The sequence below is a fragment of the Bacteroides caecigallinarum genome, from assembly GCF_016902295.1.
GTDB lineage: Bacteria > Bacteroidota > Bacteroidia > Bacteroidales > Bacteroidaceae > Phocaeicola > Phocaeicola caecigallinarum_A.
Genome location: NZ_JACJLQ010000018.1, coordinates 1 through 18,657, shown reverse-complemented (window position 1 = coordinate 18,657; position 18,657 = coordinate 1). Strand labels below are relative to the sequence as shown.

At 53.0% G+C, this 18,657-nt stretch carries 21 protein-coding genes; 18 read left to right on the top strand and 3 right to left on the bottom strand.

The window, feature by feature from the left end; all coding sequences use genetic code 11:
* The first annotated feature begins 5 nt into the window (after positions 1–5).
* From H6A27_RS07725 to H6A27_RS07655, 15 genes are read left to right on the top strand one after another with little or no spacing between them, the layout of a single operon-like run.
* Entirely contained in the window at positions 6–2,543 is a 2,538-nt protein-coding gene (locus H6A27_RS07725; RefSeq protein WP_204508256.1) for a hypothetical protein, read from the top strand.
* Positions 2,540–3,265, top strand: coding sequence for a hypothetical protein (locus H6A27_RS07720; protein ID WP_072545041.1), 726 nt, complete (start codon positions 2,540–2,542; stop codon positions 3,263–3,265). Before H6A27_RS07725 ends, H6A27_RS07720 begins: the two co-directional genes overlap by 4 nt.
* A 24-nt stretch (positions 3,266–3,289) precedes the next feature.
* Positions 3,290–4,054, top strand: a complete 765-nt coding sequence (locus H6A27_RS07715) for a DUF5045 domain-containing protein (RefSeq protein WP_041584190.1) — start codon at positions 3,290–3,292, stop codon at positions 4,052–4,054.
* A 13-nt stretch (positions 4,055–4,067) separates the two neighbouring features.
* The gene (locus H6A27_RS07710; protein WP_087397877.1) at positions 4,068–5,201 is read left to right on the top strand and encodes a hypothetical protein; all 1,134 of its coding nucleotides are present in this window, start codon (positions 4,068–4,070) and stop codon (positions 5,199–5,201) included.
* A gap of 50 nt (positions 5,202–5,251) precedes the next feature.
* Positions 5,252–5,662 carry a hypothetical protein gene (locus H6A27_RS07705; protein ID WP_013616551.1) on the top strand — a complete coding sequence of 137 codons (411 nt, stop codon included), beginning with the start codon at positions 5,252–5,254 and terminating at the stop codon, positions 5,660–5,662.
* On the top strand, positions 5,653–6,267 hold the full coding sequence (gene traK, locus H6A27_RS07700) for a conjugative transposon protein TraK (protein WP_013616550.1): 615 nt from the start codon (positions 5,653–5,655) through the stop codon (positions 6,265–6,267). Before H6A27_RS07705 ends, traK begins: the two co-directional genes overlap by 10 nt.
* 13 nt (positions 6,268–6,280) lie before the next feature.
* Positions 6,281–6,637, top strand: coding sequence for a hypothetical protein (locus H6A27_RS07695; protein WP_072545037.1), 357 nt, complete (start codon positions 6,281–6,283; stop codon positions 6,635–6,637).
* Between the two features lie 2 nt (positions 6,638–6,639).
* On the top strand, positions 6,640–7,785 hold the full coding sequence (gene traM, locus H6A27_RS07690; protein ID WP_204508194.1) for a conjugative transposon protein TraM: 1,146 nt from the start codon (positions 6,640–6,642) through the stop codon (positions 7,783–7,785).
* 11 nt (positions 7,786–7,796) lie between these two features.
* Positions 7,797–8,585: a DNA-methyltransferase gene (locus tag H6A27_RS07685; protein WP_072545033.1), complete on the top strand. Its 789-nt coding sequence runs from the start codon at positions 7,797–7,799 to the stop codon at positions 8,583–8,585.
* 27 nt (positions 8,586–8,612) lie between these two features.
* Positions 8,613–9,449: a conjugative transposon protein TraN gene (gene traN / locus H6A27_RS07680; RefSeq protein ID WP_418793546.1), complete on the top strand. Its 837-nt coding sequence runs from the start codon at positions 8,613–8,615 to the stop codon at positions 9,447–9,449.
* 43 nt (positions 9,450–9,492) lie between these two features.
* On the top strand, positions 9,493–10,032 hold the full coding sequence (locus tag H6A27_RS07675; protein ID WP_013616545.1) for a hypothetical protein: 540 nt from the start codon (positions 9,493–9,495) through the stop codon (positions 10,030–10,032).
* Positions 10,033–10,066: 34 nt separating this feature from the next.
* Positions 10,067–10,729 (top strand): Lcl C-terminal domain-containing protein, encoded by a 663-nt coding sequence (locus H6A27_RS07670; RefSeq protein WP_013616544.1) that lies wholly within the window; start codon positions 10,067–10,069, stop codon positions 10,727–10,729.
* A gap of 13 nt (positions 10,730–10,742) precedes the next feature.
* Positions 10,743–11,474: a DNA-directed RNA polymerase subunit alpha C-terminal domain-containing protein gene (locus H6A27_RS07665; protein ID WP_087397879.1), complete on the top strand. Its 732-nt coding sequence runs from the start codon at positions 10,743–10,745 to the stop codon at positions 11,472–11,474.
* Positions 11,475–11,489: 15 nt separating this feature from the next.
* Complete coding sequence (locus H6A27_RS07660) at positions 11,490–13,676, top strand: type IV secretory system conjugative DNA transfer family protein (RefSeq protein ID WP_013616542.1); 2,187 nt, start codon at positions 11,490–11,492, stop codon at positions 13,674–13,676.
* Entirely contained in the window at positions 13,673–14,209 is a 537-nt protein-coding gene (locus H6A27_RS07655) for a glycoside hydrolase family protein (RefSeq protein ID WP_072545029.1), read from the top strand. The genes H6A27_RS07660 and H6A27_RS07655 overlap by 4 nt, the downstream gene beginning before the upstream one ends.
* A 59-nt stretch (positions 14,210–14,268) precedes the next feature.
* Here the strand turns inward: H6A27_RS07655 and H6A27_RS07650 are convergent, their stop codons facing one another.
* From H6A27_RS07650 to H6A27_RS07640, 3 genes are all read right to left on the bottom strand, one after another.
* The gene (locus H6A27_RS07650; protein ID WP_204508192.1) at positions 14,269–14,868 is read right to left on the bottom strand and encodes a GNAT family N-acetyltransferase; all 600 of its coding nucleotides are present in this window, start codon (positions 14,866–14,868) and stop codon (positions 14,269–14,271) included.
* Between the two features lie 2 nt (positions 14,869–14,870).
* Positions 14,871–15,038: a hypothetical protein gene (locus H6A27_RS07645; protein WP_013616539.1), complete on the bottom strand. Its 168-nt coding sequence runs from the start codon at positions 15,036–15,038 to the stop codon at positions 14,871–14,873.
* Positions 15,039–15,200: 162 nt separating this feature from the next.
* Positions 15,201–15,371: a hypothetical protein gene (locus H6A27_RS07640; RefSeq protein WP_204443188.1), complete on the bottom strand. Its 171-nt coding sequence runs from the start codon at positions 15,369–15,371 to the stop codon at positions 15,201–15,203.
* A 211-nt stretch (positions 15,372–15,582) separates the two neighbouring features.
* On the opposite strand from H6A27_RS07640, the gene H6A27_RS07635 reads away from it, so the two are divergent.
* From H6A27_RS07635 to H6A27_RS07625, 3 genes are all read left to right on the top strand, one after another.
* On the top strand, positions 15,583–16,194 hold the full coding sequence (locus H6A27_RS07635) for a TetR/AcrR family transcriptional regulator (RefSeq protein ID WP_087397883.1): 612 nt from the start codon (positions 15,583–15,585) through the stop codon (positions 16,192–16,194).
* 131 nt (positions 16,195–16,325) lie between these two features.
* Complete coding sequence (locus H6A27_RS07630) at positions 16,326–17,432, top strand: tyrosine-type recombinase/integrase (RefSeq protein ID WP_204508190.1); 1,107 nt, start codon at positions 16,326–16,328, stop codon at positions 17,430–17,432.
* A 110-nt stretch (positions 17,433–17,542) separates the two neighbouring features.
* Positions 17,543–18,532, top strand: coding sequence for a hypothetical protein (locus H6A27_RS07625; protein ID WP_204508188.1), 990 nt, complete (start codon positions 17,543–17,545; stop codon positions 18,530–18,532).
* Positions 18,533–18,657 lie beyond the last annotated feature (125 nt).

Below are 18,657 nucleotides of genomic sequence, written 5' to 3'. Positions count from 1 at the left end.
TGACCATGAAACGGCTGTCGTTCATACTAATGCTCTTGTCGCTCGCCACCGTGCAGCATGTCCACGCCCAGTATTACAGCGTGAACTACGACACACGCACCGTGGCGGCGATGGCCGCCGCCTTCGGTACGGAGACGGTCGCCGAGAGCTATTACCGGGAGCAGGTGGACGACATCCTCAAGCACTACACGGCTGCAGAGGTCGCCGCCGCCGGCATCTTCTCGTCGAAATTCCTTGAACACAAGGCCCTGTCCGAACTCGGCATCTGGAGCAGCAGCACGGAGAACTACTATTATCGCCGCATCTACAACATGGTTGCCCGGAAAATCATTCCGAAGATCTGGGTGGTGGCCAAGATGATGCTGCAATCCCCGCAGACAGCCCTCTACTGGGGCAGCTACCTGATGAAAGTGTGCGACGACACCAAGAGCCTGTGCATGCAGTTCGAGAGCATCGTGACCAACAGCACGCTGACTTTTTCCGACGTGGCTTTTCTCGAAATCAAGGAAGAGTTCGCCTCCCTGCTGCGGCTCAGCGAACTGGGAAACATTGACTGGCAGCGGATGCTGGACGACCTGGCCCGCATACCGGGCAACTTCACGAAAGAAAACCTGCAGAGCGACCTCGACAATTTGTACAACATGGGTGTGGGGCTGGCCACGGCGGGCATCGGGAATATCGGCGACGCCCTGCTGCAGACCAGCTCGTTCCATGACCTGATGAACGGCAAGGTGGAAGAGATATTCCACCTGTATGACCATTACAGCTACTTGTACGAAGCTGCGGAACAGGATGCCGGACGGCTCCTGCTCGACATGGTGGGCGGTCCGGAGAATGTGGCCGGGCTGTTCGACTTCAGCAACTACGACCTGACCTCGTGGATTACCGACTACATGGACGAAGCCGCCGGGAATTACTACACCCAGCGGTGGTACATCGCCCGCCGGGAACAAGGCAGCGTGTCGCTGTGCGACTATTATCCGCCCACGGACGACAACAGCATCCTGAACGGCGGCGAATGGACCCGTTTCGAGACCACCGACGCCGGGTTCTATCCCAACGCCTCGCAGCGCGAGCAGGCCCTCTCCAACTCGGAGCGGTATGCCGGATGGTCGCGCGACCGGGTGCAGCAGTTGAACAACCAAAACGACGGCTTCACTTACTCCATCCGTTACAGCCAGAAGGCCTACATCATCAGCCGTGGCGGGAAACAGACCAAAAAAGCATACGCCTACGAAATCCACGTGACCCAGAGCTGGAACCGGGAGGAAGTCATCTATGAGGATGTATTTGACTCTTATTCGATGGACCTGAACACCTTCAAGGCGCAGCTCAACGCCCGCCTGTCGGAAATCAACGAGAACGAGGAAGGCTATACCTATTACATCGCCTCCGACGCCCGGAACTACTACCAGGCGACGGACGCCGCCAAACTGCAGGGCTGTGAGAGCGTGACCATCAGCGTGACCTGTTCCGACGGCGCGACCCTCGGACAGGGTTCGACCCAATACAAATGCCGCAAGTGCGGCAGTTCGCTGAACAGCCATTCAAAAGACTGCGCCATGCAGACCACCGTGACGGACAATGAACTGGACACCTCGGAACTGGACGGGATGGTACAGGAAGCCGAGAACCAGGTCGCCGCCCTCCAGTCGCAGATAAAGGCTCTGGAGGATGAGAATGCCGCCCTATTGAAGAAAATCTCCGAATCGAGCGTGGAAGATGCCGCCGCTTACCGCCAGCAGTATAATGCGAACCAGACCCGGCTACAGGAACTGAAGAGCGAATTGGCTGAGTGGCAGCAAAAACTGGCAGACTACGAAAACGCAAAATCGGAGGCTGCCGGCGACAATGCCGTGGCGACGGACGACTACTACCGCATCCCGGCCATCATGCAGGACTGCAAGACCGCCTACAACCTGACGTGGCAGGACGGCGGAGCATGGAACGGTTACACCTTCGTGCGCAAGGCCACCATGACGGACATCAACGGCGTCATCACCTTCAAGGCGACCCTTCCGATCGCGAGGAAGCCCAAATACTTCCTCGGCATCAAGATACACCGTGCCATCCTGCAGATAACATGGGAACTGACCACGGAATACACCGACACCCATGTGGCCGATGTTCTGACGCTCGACCCGAACCTGTCGGACGCGGAAAAGGCCAAGCAAGTGAACGACCGTATCGCGGAGATAGCGAGGGAATACCCCTCCTGCAAGATTACTACCGAATATGCCAGTACGCCGCCGATGGAAGACACGCCTACGGGCGATGTGTACCACCTGCTATGGTCGAGCGACCGCCTTGAAATCGCCCGTGAGGTGGACACCCGCCTCACGAGAATCTACGCCGACCTCGTGTCGCTGGAGAAGATGATGCATTACAAGTACAGCATCATCGACCTGTTGAAGGATGTGCTGCCCGAACTGGACACGGATGAAGGACGCAGGCTCACGCTTGTGGAAGAATGCCACGAACGGTGGGTGGAAAATGCCCGTAACCTGCGCAACGGGAACGGCAGAAAGGAGGACGTAAGATGAGACAGAGACTGACTTTGACCTTCCTGCTGCTGGCTCTTCTGCCGTATGTCGCCAAAGCCCAATGGACTTTCGACATCGTATCGGTGGAAGCCTACATCAACGACCACAAGAAACAGCGCAGCCTGCTGCTGGCACGTTCCACCCTGGAATACAGCAACAAGCTGCTGCATGAGTACAGCAAGGACGCTACCGTGGAATACAAGGAGCTGAACGTGGACCTTGACCGGTACACACGCGCCTTTGATGTCATCGACGTGATGTACCAGTCCCTGCGGACGGTGCTGAACGCCAAGGACACCTATACGACTGTGAGCGACCGCATCGGCGATTACAAGGAGATGCTGACCGAGTTCAACGACAAGGTGCTGAAGCGCGGAAAGGCCGAGCCGGAAGACCTCCTGATACTCACGATAAACAAGAAAGCGATAGAAGACATCGCCAATGACGGGGAACAGTTGTACAAGTCGCTCAACGACCTTGTGCTGTACGCCACCGGAGCGGCTGCCTGCTCGACTTCCGACCTGCTGATGGTCATGGAAGCCATCAACGGCTCTCTCGACGACATCGAGCGGCACCTGAACCGTGCCTATATGGAGACATGGCGATACATACAGGTACGCATCGGCTACTGGAAAGAAAAGATATACCAGGCACGCAGCCGTCAGGAAATCATCGACGGAGCCTTTGGCCGCTGGCGCGGTGCCGGAAGACTGGATTATTAACGAAAAAAGGAAAAGGATATGCACATGAAACGAACAATGACACTTCTTGCGGCGGCAGTCCTGACGGCACATGCCGCCCATGCGCAGTATGTGACCTACAACCACGACTCGCCCAAGCAGAACCAGATTACCGTGATGGAAACCGGCACCGGGGCATTCACCCCGGAAATCTACTACACGCTGCTGCACAACAAGTACAAGAAGACGGCGGCGGCGAAGAACAAGCTGTCGTTCCGGACGCTGGCCGGAGTGAACCTCTACAACCAGACGGACGAGGCGGAAGCCATCGACTCGGCACTGGTCAAACGGGCCGCTGTCGAGGCATTGAACGTGGCCGACAGGCAGGTGGACCTGGCCTGGCTTGCCGAGGGCGACAAGGTGAACGGACAGATGGAACGCTTCCGGCGCAACATCGACCGCATTCTCCTGTGTGGCGGCACGCCGGACGAACGGGAACGCTGGGAAGAATATTATCAGGTGTACCAGTGCGCCATCAACGCCACCAAGGATGCCTACATGCCCAACGCCCAGCGGAAGAAAGAGTACCTGCGCATCAGCGAGGATGTGGCCCGGCAGAACGGGACGCTCATCCTCTACCTCGCACGGAAACAGAACGCCACCGTGACGGAGGGACTGCTGAACGCAGAAGAAGCACAGCCTATCGACAAAGGAAGCATCCTGCGCGATGCCGTGGAGCGGTGGAACGAATCCCGGTTTGCCGTGCGTGGCTCGCAGACGGGTGGCGGCAGCGGAGGAAGCGACGGAGAAGAAACCGTGAACAGGAACTAAAAAAGAAACGGAAATGGCAGACGGAAATATCCTATCGAATTTCGGCATAGACCTTCTGGAAGAGGAAATAGATGATGTCATCTTTCAGACCAACGAGTTTCTGACCGACGCCACGTTTACCGGTGCACAAGGCCCGTTCTGGTGGATCCTGCAGATGTGCATGGCACTCGCCGCCCTGTTCGCCATCATCATGACGGCGGGCATGGCCTACAAGATGATGGTCAAGCACGAGCCTCTGGACATAATGAAACTGTTCAGACCGCTGGCTGTGTCGCTTGTGCTGTGCTGGTGGTATCCTCCGGCAGATACGGGCATGGCAGGCAGCGGCAGCAACTGGTGCTTCCTGGACTTCCTGTCCTACATCCCGAACTGCATCGGCTCGTACACCCACGACCTCTATCAGGCGGAAGCCGCGCAAATCAGCGACAAGTTCGAGGAAGCGCAGGAACTCATCTTTGTCAGGGACACGATGTACACCAGCCTACAGGCGCAGGCGGACGTGGCCCATACCGGAACATCCGACCCGAACCTGATAGAGGCCACGATGGAACAGACCGGCGTGGACGAAGTGACCAGCATGGAGAAAGACGCGGCCAAGCTGTGGTTCACCTCGCTGACCTCCGGCATCGTCGTGGGCATCGACAAAATCATCATGCTCATCGCCCTTGTGGTGTTCCGTATCGGGTGGTGGGCGACGATATACTGCCAGCAGATCCTGCTGGGGATGCTGACGATATTCGGGCCAATACAGTGGGCTTTCAGCCTGCTGCCCAAATGGGAAGGCGCGTGGGCGAAGTGGCTCACGAGGTATCTGACGGTACACTTCTACGGGGCGATGCTCTACTTCGTGGGCTTCTACGTATTGCTCCTGTTCGACATCGTGCTGTGCATCCAGGTGGAGAACCTGACGGCGATAACGGCGAGCGAGCAGACGATGGCCGCCTACCTGCAGAACTCGTTCTTCTCCGCCGGCTACCTGATGGCGGCGAGCATCGTGGCATTGAAATGCCTGAACCTTGTGCCGGATTTGGCCGCATGGATGATACCGGAGGGAGACACCGCCTTCTCGACCCGTAACTTCGGTGAGGGCGTGGCACAACAGGCGAAGATGACAGCCACGGGCGCCATCGGAACCATGACGCGATAAGGAAACTCTGACCCATTAAGAACTATCATCAATCATAAAACAAAAAGGATATGAAAACCAAGAAAAGAATCGAGAAATGGCTGGCGGACGAGAATTTCCGCCGGTATGCCGAGAAACGGATGCAGGAAGAGATTACGGAAGTGCCGGAGAACCATACGCTTGACCGGAAGTACGAGGAACTCGACGAAGGTTTCGAGTGTGACGACCGGTACATCTCGCCCCTTGTGGAATACCTCGCCTACCGCCTGCATCTGGCAAGGCTTTGCAGGAACCCGCACAAGCGCAGACGCGGCATCTGGTGGGTGTTCGTGCATGTGTTCATGCAGGGGCATTACACCCATGTCTTCTCCGAACATTTCGACCCTCTGCTGGACGAGCTGCAGGACTGCATCATCCCCATGCTGCATGACGAATATGTACGTAGGTTGAACAGCGAAAAAAGAGGCAGGCAATGGTCATAAAGAATCTGGAGAACAAAATCAGGCTGACAGGCATCGTCTGCACGGCTTTCCTTGTGGGATGCGTCATCATCAGCGTGTCGAGCATCTGGACTGCCCGGACAATGGTCGCGGACGCGCACAAGAAAGTCTATGTGCTGGACGGCAACGTGCCGATATTAGTCAGCCAGACCACGATGGACGAAACGCTCGATGTCGAGGCCAAGAGCCATGTCGAAATGTTCCACCATTACTTTTTCACCCTTGCGCCGGATGACAAGTACATCCGTTACACGATGGAGAAGGCCATGTACCTGGTGGACGAGACCGGACTGGCACAATATAATACGCTCAAAGAGAAAGGTTTCTACAGCAACATTCTCGGAACGAGCGCGGTGTTCTCCATCTTCTGCGACAGCATCCGATTCGATGCAGCCAAAATGGAGTTCACCTACTACGGACGGCAGCGCATCGAACGCCGGAGCAACATCCTGATGCGCGAACTGGTCACAGCCGGACAGCTCAAACGGGTGCCGCGCACGGAGAACAACCCGCACGGGCTGCTCATCGTGAACTGGCGCACGCTGCTGAACAAGGACATCGAGCAGAAGACAAAGAACAACTATTAAAGGAGGAACGACCATGAACATCAAAGGATTCAGACGCATGCTGCTCGGCGAGAAGATGCCGGACAGGAACGACCCGAAATACAAGGAACGCTACGAGCGGGAGGTGAATGCCGGGCGCAGGTTCGCCAAGGCGACCCGGATAGACAAGGCGGCCGCCAAGGTGCAGGGCTTTGCCAACGTGCACCGCACCCTTTTCCTTGTCATCGTATTTGCCTTCGTCGCCGCAGGGCTGGCATGGAACATCTACCGGCTGACCGTCGTGTACCACCGTCAACCCGTAAAGCGGACAGCCACCGAGATGCAGGACAGCATCCTGCGGGAAAGGCACCGGTCATCCGAGCTGTATGTACAACCACCAAAAGAACAATGACGATGAGCATATTGGAGAAAATCAATTTCAGGCAACCGAAGTACATGCTTCCGGCCATCCTCTACCTGCCGCTGCTCGGCGCGTCGTACTTCATCTTCGACCTGTTCCGCACCGAAAAGGCCGAAGTGCAGGACACCACGCTGCAGACCACCGAGTTCCTGAACCCGGAACTTCCGGAAGCCACCCTTAAGAACGGGGACGGCATAGGCAGCAAGTACGAGAACATGACAAAATCATGGGGCCGGATACAGGACTATACCGCCGTGGACAACATTGAAAGGGACGAACCCGATGAAAACAAGGAAGAATATGAATCGAAATACACCGATGACGACATCGCCCTGCTCGGAGAACTCGAACAGGAAAAGAGTATGGCGGCGGAAGCTGCCGACGCCAAGAAACGGGAAGAAGAAGCCCTCGCGGAACTGGAGAAAGCCCTTGCCGAAGCCAGGCTGCGCGGACAGCAGGAAGTGACCCCGCCGGCAAAAGAGGACACGGCCCAAACAGAGGTACCACCAGTGGAACCGCAGGCAGAGGGCCGCATCGACGAGGACAGCCGTGCCGTGAAAACTCCCGGTGAGAATGACAAGGCCAGCGAGGTGGTGAAGAAAGCCAAGGCATCCTCGGACTACTTCCACACACTTGACCGGAGCAGCCAAGAGCCCAGGCTCATCCAGGCCATCATCGACGAGGACATCAAGGCCGTGGACGGCTCGCGTGTGCGTCTGCGCCTGCTGGACGATGTGGAGATAGACGGAAGCACCCTCCGAAAGGGCACCTACCTGTATGCCACGGTCAGCGGCTTTTCCTCCGGAAGGGTGAAAGGCAGCATCAGCAGCATCCTCGTGGGTGACAAGCTGGTCAAGGTCAGCCTCTCGCTGTACGACACCGACGGGCTGGAAGGACTGTATGTGCCGGAAAGCCAGTTCCGGGAGACGAGCAAGGACGTGGCCAGCAGCGCCATGTCGGGCAACCTGAGCATGAACACCGGCGGCTATGGCAACAACCTCGCCCAATGGGGAATGCAGGCCGTGCAGAACGCCTACCAGAAAACGAGCAACGCCATCAGCAAGGCCATCAAGAAGAACAAGGTCAAACTGAAGTACGGCACCTTCGTGTATTTAGTAAACGGAAACCAGAAACAATAGACAAGACGAAAATGGAGCAAGACAAGATATACCACATGGACTGCCTGGAAGGGATGAAGCAGATAGCCGACCGAAGCGTCGATGCCGTGATTGCGGATCTGCCTTACGGCGTGCTGAACCGGCAGAACGGGGCTGCCCGGTGGGACCAAAAAATCCCGCTTGCACCCTTATGGGAGCAGTACCTGAGAATCACCAAGCCGGACAGCCCCATCATCCTGTTCGCACAAGGCATGTTCACGGCGGAACTGGTATTGTCACAGCCCAAGCTGTGGAGATACAACCTCGTCTGGCACAAGGACAGGGTGAGCGGCCACCTGAACGCCAACCGGATGCCCATGCGCCAGCATGAGGACATCGTGGTGTTCTACCGGAAACTGCCGGTGTACCACCCACAGATGACCCCGTGCCCGCCCGAAAAACGGAACCATGACCGCCGCAAGACGGAAGGTTTCACCAACCGCTGCTACGGTGGCATGAAGCTCGCCCCAGTGCGCATAGCCGATGACAAATACCCGACATCGGTAGTATCCGTACCCAAGGAACACTGCAAGGGAGCCTTCTACCACCCCACACAGAAGCCAGTAGCCCTGATAGAATACCTGATACGGACCTACACAGACGAGGGCGACCTCGTGTTGGACAACTGCATCGGCTCCGGGACGACCGCCATCGCCGCCCTGCGGACAGGCCGGCACTACATCGGCTTCGAAATCGACAAGAGTTATTGCGAAATTGCCGAGCAGCGAATACGGGAGGAAGGCGAACAGAGGGAAAGAATGAACAACGGGAATAAACAATAAAAAAGCATAGACATGAACAGACATCGAATGACGGGCCTGTTTCTCCTTGCGGCCGGACTGTGCGCCGCATACGAGGCAAAAGCCCAGAAAACCTACGAGGAAATGGAGCTGCTCACCGTGAACGAGCAGGTGACGACCGTCATCACGGCATCGGAACCCGTCCGACTGGTGGACATCTCCACCGACAAGGTGGCGGGTGACCAGCCATTGGACAACATTATCCGCCTGAAGCCCAAGGAGGCCGGACACGAGGACGGCGAAGTGCTCGCCATCGTCACCATCGTGACGGAACGCTACCGCACGCAGTACGCGCTACTCTATACTACCCGGCTGAAGGAAGCCGTGACCGACAAGGAGATACTGCCTGCGGAACGGGAAGCCTACCACAATCCCACCGTCTCCATGTCCACAGCGGAGATGACCGGACTGGCCAGACGCATCTGGAACTCCCCGGCCAAGATACGGAACGTGGCGAGCAAGGCACACCGCCTGACCATGCGGCTGAACAACATCTATGCGGCCGGCGACTACTTCTTCATCGACTTCTCGATAGAGAACAAGACCCATATCCGGTTTGACATCGATGAAATCCGTGTGAAGCTCGCTGACAAGAAGGTGTCGAAAGCAACCAATTCGCAGGTCATTGAGCTGACTCCGGCAATGGTGCTGGAACCGGGAAAATCATTCAAGCGGGGCTACCGCAATGTGATAGTCGTCAAGAAGATGACCTTCCCCAACGACAAGGTGCTGACCATCGAGATGACGGAGAAACAGATCAGCGGGCGCAACATCAGCCTGCACATCGACTACGAGGACGTGCTTGCCGCCGATTCGTTTGACCAATCGCTATTGGAGGAGGAATGATGTCAATGAAGAATTAAGAGTGACGAATTAAGAATTGGAAATGATGAGTGAAGCATTGAAAAATAAGGGAAGGACAAGAAACAGACTGCTTGCCTTGGCGGTGGCCGTGTTCACCTTGTCTGTAACAGCTTCGGCACAGCGGAACACCGGACGGCTCTCGCTCGGAGCCGGGCTGCTGTACCGGAACGGCATGGATCTGACCCTTGCCTACGAACATGAGACGAACTACAACAATGCCTGGGAGTTCTTCGCTAACGGCTACCTGCAATGGAAAGACTGTGAGACGTGCGGGCATATCTGCCCGGAATCGTTCTGGCGGAACTACCGCACCTACGGCTTCGGCGTGGCCTACAAGCCCTGCGTGGTACGCGGCAGGAACCACTACGGCAACCTGCGCATCGGGGCATCGGGCGGCAGTGACACGAAGAGATTCCTCGGCGGCATCCACCTCGGCTACGAACACAACTATGTGCTGCGGTCGGGATGGGTGTTCTTCTGGCAGGCGAAGGGCGACGTGATGATAAAGGGAGCCGACCTGCTGCGGGCAGGTGTCGTGCTCGGCGTGAAACTGCCGGTAAAATAACTGATGAAATGAGGGAAAATAAAAATATGAACAGATGACAATAAACAAGATACATATCATCATTGCGGTGGCGGCAGTCTTAACTCTGGCCGCCTGCGACGCACACATCGAGACTCCGGACATGACGGTACGGCCCGGACATGTCCTCTGCGACGACGGCACGGTCCTTTCCTACGAGTTGTACCAAACTTCCGGCAAGCGGGCCGTGGCCATCGTATTCGACACCGGCAAGCACGGCGACACAGAAGAGAACGGTCGTGCCGTCTATCTGTGGGACATCGCTCCCAAAGCCTTTGCGGACACTCTGGGCGTGGAGCAAGGAACATCCGCCGACACGGAAGCGTTCGACGGGAACACGAACACCTTTGCCCTATATGACACCCGGGAGACCGCCTCGCCGATGGCGGAAGCGGTATTCGACCTGTGGTGCTACGGACAGAGCGCATACATCCCCTCGGTGGCGGAGATGCGCCTGCTGTATGCGGCACGGGAGGTCGTCAATCCCGTACTGGAAAAATGCGGCGGAGACATCTTGCCCACAGACAGCACAGGCGACTGCTGGTACTGGACCTCGACGGAAGTAGAGGGGCAACAGACCGCCAAAGCGTGGCTCTACTCGATAGGCAGCGGAGCCATGCAGGAGACCCCGAAGACACAGGCACACCGGATAAGGCCCATCATTACCTTGAACAACTAAAAATAACAACAATATGGAAACATTGGATATTACTATGCTTATCGGACTGGTGCTGATGGTATCGGCACTGGTCATCCTTTACCGATGCGCACGGGGAAAATCCCGCCGCCAGCGGATGAACGAACTTGCGGATACACTTCTTTCTATCCACGACAGCCTTGAGCTTCAGGTCAGGAGATTGGAAACCCTGTCGGGTGAAATAGCCTCCGACAATGAAAAATGTTCCGCCCTGCAATACCGTGCAGGGCAACTGCAGGATACCGTCGATTCGCTGGAATACAGACGGGACGAGCTTGACCGGGAGAACCTGTCCCTGGCGAGAACCCACGACGAACTGATGCGGAGCAATGCCGACCTGACGGAGAAGGCAGCCCGCCTGCGGAATGCCATAGTGCAGGACGGACAGGCCGTCGTCGAGCTGGAGCAGCGCATCGACACCCTGAGAAGAATCAAGGAAGGCTTGGAGATTGCCGTGGAGAACAAACCGGCGGAAGAAATACCTTACCTCTCGCAGCCGCTATTCAGCTTGGGCATCCAGCCATCGGCGCAGAACCACCTCGCCGCATACGGGTTAAGATATGTAGGCGACCTGGTGCGTCGTGACGAGCAGTACCTCATGGAAATATGGGGAATCGGCCCGGCAACCGTCGAGCGGATAAAGACCAAACTGAACGAGAACGGCGCATATCTTGACATGGACGTTATCCGGGTGGATAACCGCTGGTATCGCAGAAAAACGGACTAAAAGACAGACAGGCTTATGGAAGAAAGCAAGGAGTTACAGGGATTTTACCGGATATTCCGCGCGGCGGTCTATGTGTCCGTGCTGCTGGAGTTTTTCGAGTATGCCTTCGACCCCTCCGTATTCGGGGACTGGGGCGGCATCCTCGCCGACCTGCACGGACGTATCAAGCGGTGGGCGATATACAGCGACGGGCATCTCGTGTACAGCAAGCTGGCGACCGTCCTGCTGATCTGCATCACCTGTATCGGCACGCGGAACAAGAAACATCTGGAGTTCAACGCCAAGCGTCAGGTCGTCCTGCCCCTGACGGCGGGCCTTGCGCTGCTCGTCCTCTCCGTATGGCTGTTCGGCCACCCGATGGGGATGCAGCTGTACACGCTGCCCGTACACATCATCCTCTATATGGCAGCCTCCCTTGCAGGCGTGATACTGGTTCATGTGGCACTTGACAATATCTCGAAATACATCAAGGACGGGCTGATGAAAGACCGCTTCAACTTCGAGAACGAGAGCTTCGAACAATGTGAGGAAAAAGTGGAGAACAACTACAGCGTGAACATTCCGATGCGCTATTACTACAAGGGCAAGTTCCGTAAGGGTTGGGTGAACATCAGCAACCCTTTCAGAGGTACATGGGTGGTCGGCACGCCGGGAAGCGGAAAGACCTTCTCCATCATCGAGCCGTTCATCAGGCAACATTCCGCCAAGGGCTTCGTGATGGTCGTGTATGACTATAAGTTCCCCACTTTGGCGACCAAGCTGTACTATCATTACAGGAAGAACCAGAAGCTGGGCAAGCTGCCACAAGGCTGCAAGTTCAACATCATCAACTTCGTGGATGTGGAATACAGCCGGAGGGTGAACCCCATCCAGTCGAAGTACATCAACAACCTTGCAGCGGCGAGCGAGACGGCGGAAACCCTGCTGGAATCCCTGCAGAAAGGCAAGAAAGAGGGAGGCGGCGGCAGCGACCAGTTCTTCCAGACTTCGGCGGTGAACTTCCTCGCCGCATGTATCTACTTCTTCGTGAACTACGAGAAAGAGCCTTACGACAAGGACGGAAACAAGCTGTATGCGGAGAAGCGGCAGGACCCGGAGACGAAGTTCTGGAAGCCGACGGGCGTAGTGCGCGACCGCAAGGACGGGAACATTGTGGAACCCGCCTACTGGTTGGGCAAGTACAGCGACATGCCGCACATCCTGTCGTTCCTGAATGAGAGCTACCAGACCATCTTCGAAGTATTGGAGACCGACAACGAGGTGGCACCGCTGCTCGGTCCGTTCCAGACCGCCTTCAAGAACAAAGCGATGGAACAGTTGGAAGGTATGATTGGAACGTTGCGTGTCTATACCTCGCGCCTGGCGACCAAGGAATCGTACTGGATATTCCACAAGGACGGTGACGACTTCGACCTGAAAGTGAGCGACCCGAAGAATCCGAGCTACCTGCTCATCGCCAACGACCCGGAAATGGAGAGCATCATCGGCGCCCTGAACGCCCTTATCCTGAACCGCCTTGTAACCCGTGTGAACACCGGACAAGGCAAGAACATCCCCGTGAGCATCATCGTGGACGAGCTTCCGACCCTGTACTTCCACAAGATAGACCGCCTGATAGGAACGGCCCGAAGCAACAAGGTGAGCGTGGCATTGGGCTTTCAGGAACTGCCGCAGCTGGAAGCCGACTACGGCAAGGTGGGCATGGAGAAAATCATCACCACCGTAGGCAACGTGGTGAGCGGTTCTGCCCGAAGCAAGGAGACCCTGGAATGGCTGAGCAACGACATCTTCGGCAAGGTGGTACAGATAAAGAAGGGCGTAACCATAGACCGCGACAAGACCTCCATCAATCTCAACGAGAACATGGACAGCCTGGTGCCCGCCTCGAAAATCTCCGACATGGCAACCGGCTGGATCTGCGGCCAGACGGCGAGGGACTTCACCAAGACCAAGACCGGTGCAGGCGGCTCGATGAACATACAGGAAGCGGAGGAGTTCAAGACCACGAAATTCTTCTGCAAGACCGACTTCGACATGAGGGAGATAAAGAAAGAGGAAGCCGGGTATGTGCCCCTGCCGAAGTTCTACACCTTCCCGTCGAGGGAGGAACGGGAGCGCATCCTGTACAAGAACTTCGTGCAGGTAGGCCAGGACGTAAAGGAGATGATAAAGGACGTGTTGAACAAACGGGGGGCGAAATGAGACATGCAAGAACGACAACGGCCGTCGTGCTGCTCCTGTGCGCAGCGGCGGCCCTGTACGGGCAGGGAAAGCACGGAGGAGGAACACCATCCGCCGCTCTGTCCCTGTACCGGCTTCCTCCGCTGGAGAGGGCCATCCTATGCACGAAATACCATGAAGGCTGGCATGGCGAGAAGAAGCACTGGCCCTATGTGGGCTGGGGACACCATGTGCTCCCCGGCGAGCGGCTTACCAACAACATCACCCGGGCGCAGGGCGATTCCATCCTGCGGGCCGACCTGATGAAGCTGTGCCGCCTGTTCCGCCGGTTCGGGCGTGATTCGACCCTGCTTTCCTGCCTCGCCTACCAAGTGGGAGCCTACCGTCTGTTAGGCAGCAAAGACCTGCCCAAAAGCAGGCTCATACAAAAGCTGGAGGCTGGGAACAGGGACATTTACAAGGAGTACATTTCTTTCCGGTGTTACAAAGGCCGGGTAATTCCGAGCATAGAGAAAAGAAGGAAGGTGGAATATATGCTGCTTTTTGAGAAATAGGCGTGTCGCTGAAACCTTTTTCCAGTAAGGACATCGGAAACCATATCCGCCAAGGTGCTCTATTTCTTTTTCAAATCAAAATACAGCAAGCGGGTTTTCAGATGCTCGTCCTGCGGAATATCATAGTATTGCTTTTCTATTTCCTCTGCCTTGTACAGGGGGACAAAGCCATTTTTTTCATAATAGCGAAGCACCTTGTCCTCATTGTAGGCATCCACCACGATAAAGCGGCATCCGGTCTTGTTGTCCTCATGTCGGAACCAGTCCTTGATAAAAGACATCAACTGTCGACCGACATGGCTCGGTGAGTTTTGAAAATCACGATTAACCCCCAATCTGCCAATCAACACGGCCGGGTAGCTGCGTCCTCTCTTGGGATTGACGATGTTGCGTTGGAAGCGGTTTTTGTCATTGGAGGGCATCAGCTTGGTCTTGATACTGTCATTCGACAATGTGAACAACGCCACAATACGGTGCGGGGCTTCCGTCGTCACCCAACAATAAGTCTTCCCCAACAATTCTTCCGCATACAAATCGGCATCATTGAAAAAAAAATCATCAAGGTCGTCCACGCCACAACTGAAAGGGAGACAATTATCACGCACCTCTTTATTGCAGGCAAGCATGACGCAATCATCATACAAGGAAATCTCGTCCATGCTTAATTGAAACGGAATGAACGGGATTTCTCTAATACTTTCTGTAACCGTTTCTTGGCTGTAGCCGACAAACGGGGCGTTGCCTTTACAGCATTCTTGTCAGCACTACGCACAAAATCCTCTGCCGTAGCACCTTCCAAAACCGGGATGTTCTTAATCGTTATGGCCATAATCGTATATTTTATGCAAAGGTACTACTTTATTATTATTCCACAAAAAAGTATGCTGACTTTAACCGTTTAAACGTTTGATTCAATACAAAATGCGCCATATCTGTTTAATTCATTACTATACAAAAGAATGTGAACATGAAGAATATGTTTGCCTATCCATCAATGGATGGACAGCATGATGGGATTACCATCTTTTTCTTCCTGTGGAGGTGCAAATATTCTGTTCCCTCTTTTCTTATCATACCCGCAGCCTCCATATCTTTGAACCGGAAGGAAATCGGGGGAACAATATCCGTCCACATCCGGTTTGTTTCTATTTTCCAGAATCATGGGAAAACTGTCATGAGCGGGCCAACTATCATTACTCCGCATATCGAAAGGCAGATTCGAGTTTTGCAAATAGAAAGATGTGTGCCGAGACTTTTTTTTTAATCATACTCCAAAAAAACGATAATCAGCCATACAAAAAAAAGATTAAAACCATTGTGAGATGGTTTCAAATACATATCTTTGTTACAGAAAGCAAAATAACAGAAGAAGTATGTTTACCAACAAGGAAGAAGTATTGGAAAATGCATTACGGGTATTCGCCAAAATGAATTACGAAAAAGCAAGCCAAATGGAAATAGCCAAAGCCTGTGGGTTGTCAAAAGCCGGACTGATTTATTATTTCCCTCTCAAACTTGACCTGTTTGTTGCAGTAGTGGACAAATACGTATTCAACACCCAGCAGTTGGAAAACAAGTTCAAATTCACGGGAGGTTCGTTTTCGGAGTTTATCGACCAATATGTAGAGGGTGTGGAAAATACCATGAACCGCCTTGTGCACATGCTTAACGACGGCAACAATCCCAACGGGTGCTGCTTCAATTTCTACTACTACCATCTGCTGATGCAAGTGCGATTATATTATCCGAATGTAGAGAAAAAGCTGGCCAACATATTCGAGCAGAATCTCCAGCTGTGGGAAACCGCCATCCAAAAGGCAAAAGAAAACGGGGAAATGCGTCAGGACCTGGATGTGGAAGAAACGGCCTCAATGTTCTGGCAAGTCTTTTTCGGCACCTCTTTTGAACAATCATTTTTTCAAGGTCTGAATATCAAGCAACTGAGGAAGAAACTGCATTTTATTTACTCCTTGTTGAAAGCCTGAAACCGATTTTCCGCCCGCTCACACCCGCATATCATCTAAAATTAGGTGTTTTAACACAATAAAACAGACCAACTGGTTTGTTTTTGCAATCCTTTTCCTATATTTGCGCTTATGATTAATCTTTCGACGACATGGACAAGGCTCAGAGGCAAAGAGGAAGCATCGTTCTTCACAAGGAAGAAAAGGATGGTGTGGATTATGTCCGGATAGAGTATGCAGGAAACGGGGCAATCCCCCTGCTGCTCGCCCAGGATACAGGCGTGGAAATGACCGGCAAGGATTCCGCTTGCATGGCGGCTGCTGTTTTCAAGCTGTCGGATTTCTACGACCGCTATTCTCCCCATGCCTATATTGATTACAGCCGGGTATATGTGCGGCATCCCAGACCCAAGAGGGAATACACGCTGCCGGAAGGCTATCTGGAACTGCTGGAACAGAAACGCTACAGCCCATCCACCATAAAGACCTACCGGGCTTATTTCAGCGACTTCGTGGAGTACCACAAAGGGCGCAACATCGACCGCCTGAAAGTGGCGGACATCAACAGGTACATTCTTTATCTTGTAAACGAAAAGAAAATTTCTGTTTCACAGCAGAATATGCGCATCAACGCCATCAAGTTCTACTACGAGCAGGTGAAAGGCGGGAAACGGCAGTATTACGGCGGCATCACACGAGCCAAAGAATACAAGACCGTCCCGGAAGTATTGAGCAAGAACGAGATAAAACGCATCCTCGACCAACTGTCCAACATCAAGCATCACTGCATGATTTCCTTGGTTTATTCAGCCGGATTGCGGCGTAGTGAATTGCTGAACCTCACACCAAAAGACATCAACAGCGAAATGATGTCCGTGCGTATCATGGGTAAGGGCAAGAAATGCCGCTACTCGCTGCTTTCGCCCAAACTGCTGGAAGAGCTGCGGCGGTACTTCCATGAATACCGACCGAAGAAATGGCTGTTTGAGGGCGAAACGCCCGGACAACCGTACTCGGCAAGCGCATTGGTGAAAGTGCTGAAAGAAGCCGCACAACGTGCGGGCATCAAGCACCGAGTGCATGTACACATGCTCCGCCACTCGTTTGCCACACACCTTTTGGAACAAGGGACAGACTTGCACACGATACAGGAACTGTTGGGACACAACGACATAAAGACTACAGCCATATATCTTCATACATCGAATGCACACAAAGCTAAAATCCCAAATCCGCTTGATTCGCTGGATGATTCGTAGGGTGCGGCTATTAGAGATCAGGAAACACACCTGCCGGGTGTCGGTTATCGAAATATCCTATACCTACAGGTGTATTTATAAACAAATTAGGTATCATTAAATCTCAAGTCATGATAGAAATTAGAGAACAAGATATTACTGAATTAAGAAGCCTTATACCGGAGACAGAACTTTGTTTCCCATGTAAGCAAGGTTATCAGAAAATCCAATTGGAAGCTATCAATGAATTACTTTCAACAAAGGATTTTAGGATTGTTCTGTATTGTGATTTTAGCGACTTCTGCAAAAATGAGAAGTTGATTTATAATCTTGATATTATTACTTACTTGCCTAATATAAAACAACTTCTTGTGGTAAACTATGAACAACCTTATCAGGTAATAAAATCTTTGGATTTTTTGGCAAATACAAAATTGCTAACTCACTTTAGTATTTTGGGATATTTTGCTAAAACCATATCATTAGAGGCTGTCAGCAATTTACCTAATTTACGTTTTCTCAGACTTGGGGATAGCGTTGGATTGAATAAGAGACAAACAGATATAATCAATACATTACCCAAATTAGAAGTGCTGTCTGTCAAAGAACTGGACGCTTCATTATTGAAGTACAATGCTAATATTAGAATGTTAGAGATACATTCTAAACTAATCAATGGAAAGGTATTACCCGATAAATTTCCTAACATAGAATACCTTTATCTGAAAAGGCAGAATAAATGCTCTGACTTCTCATATATTTCTCGTTTTATTTATTTGAAAGCATTGATATTACATTGGATATATGACATACAAGCACTTCCTAATCTGACTATATTAAAAGACTTAGAAGCATTAGATTTGTATGGTTGTCCTAATTTACAATATGGTATTGAACAAATCTTTGAATTGAATAATTTAGTTTGTTTCCGTGCAACGGAATTGCAGAGACTAACAACTGAGAGTTTTAAAAGGCTCCTTCAATTACCTAAGATACAATCAGTCCATATCCATTTCAGAAAGAATAATGTCGAAAATGAAAAAATGGATAGAATGCTACAAAAATGTAATTTGAACAAAGGTTTTAATTACAGATACCTAACAAGAAAAGATAACCCCTAAACGGAGTTCCTTTTCAAACCATTAGATACAATTATATATGAATATACCTACTGCAATAAAGGAAATACTTGTTCATAACCATTGGGATGAATTTAACTTTCAAATGATGTCGGATTGTTACGCTG

Bases quoted from the DNA above. Each gene is read 5' to 3' on its own strand.
- H6A27_RS07625 (WP_204508188.1), top strand. From the start codon at position 17,543: ATGATAGAAATTAGAGAACAAGATATTACTGAATTAAGAAGCCTTATA.
- H6A27_RS07725 (WP_204508256.1), top strand. From the start codon at position 6: ATGAAACGGCTGTCGTTCATACTAATGCTCTTGTCGCTCGCCACCGTG.
- H6A27_RS07675 (WP_013616545.1), top strand. From the start codon at position 9,493: ATGAGTGAAGCATTGAAAAATAAGGGAAGGACAAGAAACAGACTGCTT.
- H6A27_RS07635 (WP_087397883.1), top strand. From the start codon at position 15,583: ATGTTTACCAACAAGGAAGAAGTATTGGAAAATGCATTACGGGTATTC.
- H6A27_RS07640 (WP_204443188.1), bottom strand. From the start codon at position 15,371: ATGATTCTGGAAAATAGAAACAAACCGGATGTGGACGGATATTGTTCC.
- H6A27_RS07685 (WP_072545033.1), top strand. From the start codon at position 7,797: ATGGAGCAAGACAAGATATACCACATGGACTGCCTGGAAGGGATGAAG.
- H6A27_RS07630 (WP_204508190.1), top strand. From the start codon at position 16,326: ATGGACAAGGCTCAGAGGCAAAGAGGAAGCATCGTTCTTCACAAGGAA.
- H6A27_RS07670 (WP_013616544.1), top strand. From the start codon at position 10,067: ATGACAATAAACAAGATACATATCATCATTGCGGTGGCGGCAGTCTTA.
- H6A27_RS07705 (WP_013616551.1), top strand. From the start codon at position 5,252: ATGAAAACCAAGAAAAGAATCGAGAAATGGCTGGCGGACGAGAATTTC.
- H6A27_RS07645 (WP_013616539.1), bottom strand. From the start codon at position 15,038: ATGGCCATAACGATTAAGAACATCCCGGTTTTGGAAGGTGCTACGGCA.
- H6A27_RS07650 (WP_204508192.1), bottom strand. From the start codon at position 14,868: ATGGACGAGATTTCCTTGTATGATGATTGCGTCATGCTTGCCTGCAAT.
- H6A27_RS07720 (WP_072545041.1), top strand. From the start codon at position 2,540: ATGAGACAGAGACTGACTTTGACCTTCCTGCTGCTGGCTCTTCTGCCG.
- traN (WP_418793546.1), top strand. From the start codon at position 8,613: ATGACGGGCCTGTTTCTCCTTGCGGCCGGACTGTGCGCCGCATACGAG.
- H6A27_RS07715 (WP_041584190.1), top strand. From the start codon at position 3,290: ATGAAACGAACAATGACACTTCTTGCGGCGGCAGTCCTGACGGCACAT.
- H6A27_RS07695 (WP_072545037.1), top strand. From the start codon at position 6,281: ATGAACATCAAAGGATTCAGACGCATGCTGCTCGGCGAGAAGATGCCG.
- H6A27_RS07660 (WP_013616542.1), top strand. From the start codon at position 11,490: ATGGAAGAAAGCAAGGAGTTACAGGGATTTTACCGGATATTCCGCGCG.
- traK (WP_013616550.1), top strand. From the start codon at position 5,653: ATGGTCATAAAGAATCTGGAGAACAAAATCAGGCTGACAGGCATCGTC.
- H6A27_RS07665 (WP_087397879.1), top strand. From the start codon at position 10,743: ATGGAAACATTGGATATTACTATGCTTATCGGACTGGTGCTGATGGTA.
- traM (WP_204508194.1), top strand. From the start codon at position 6,640: ATGAGCATATTGGAGAAAATCAATTTCAGGCAACCGAAGTACATGCTT.
- H6A27_RS07655 (WP_072545029.1), top strand. From the start codon at position 13,673: ATGAGACATGCAAGAACGACAACGGCCGTCGTGCTGCTCCTGTGCGCA.
- H6A27_RS07710 (WP_087397877.1), top strand. From the start codon at position 4,068: ATGGCAGACGGAAATATCCTATCGAATTTCGGCATAGACCTTCTGGAA.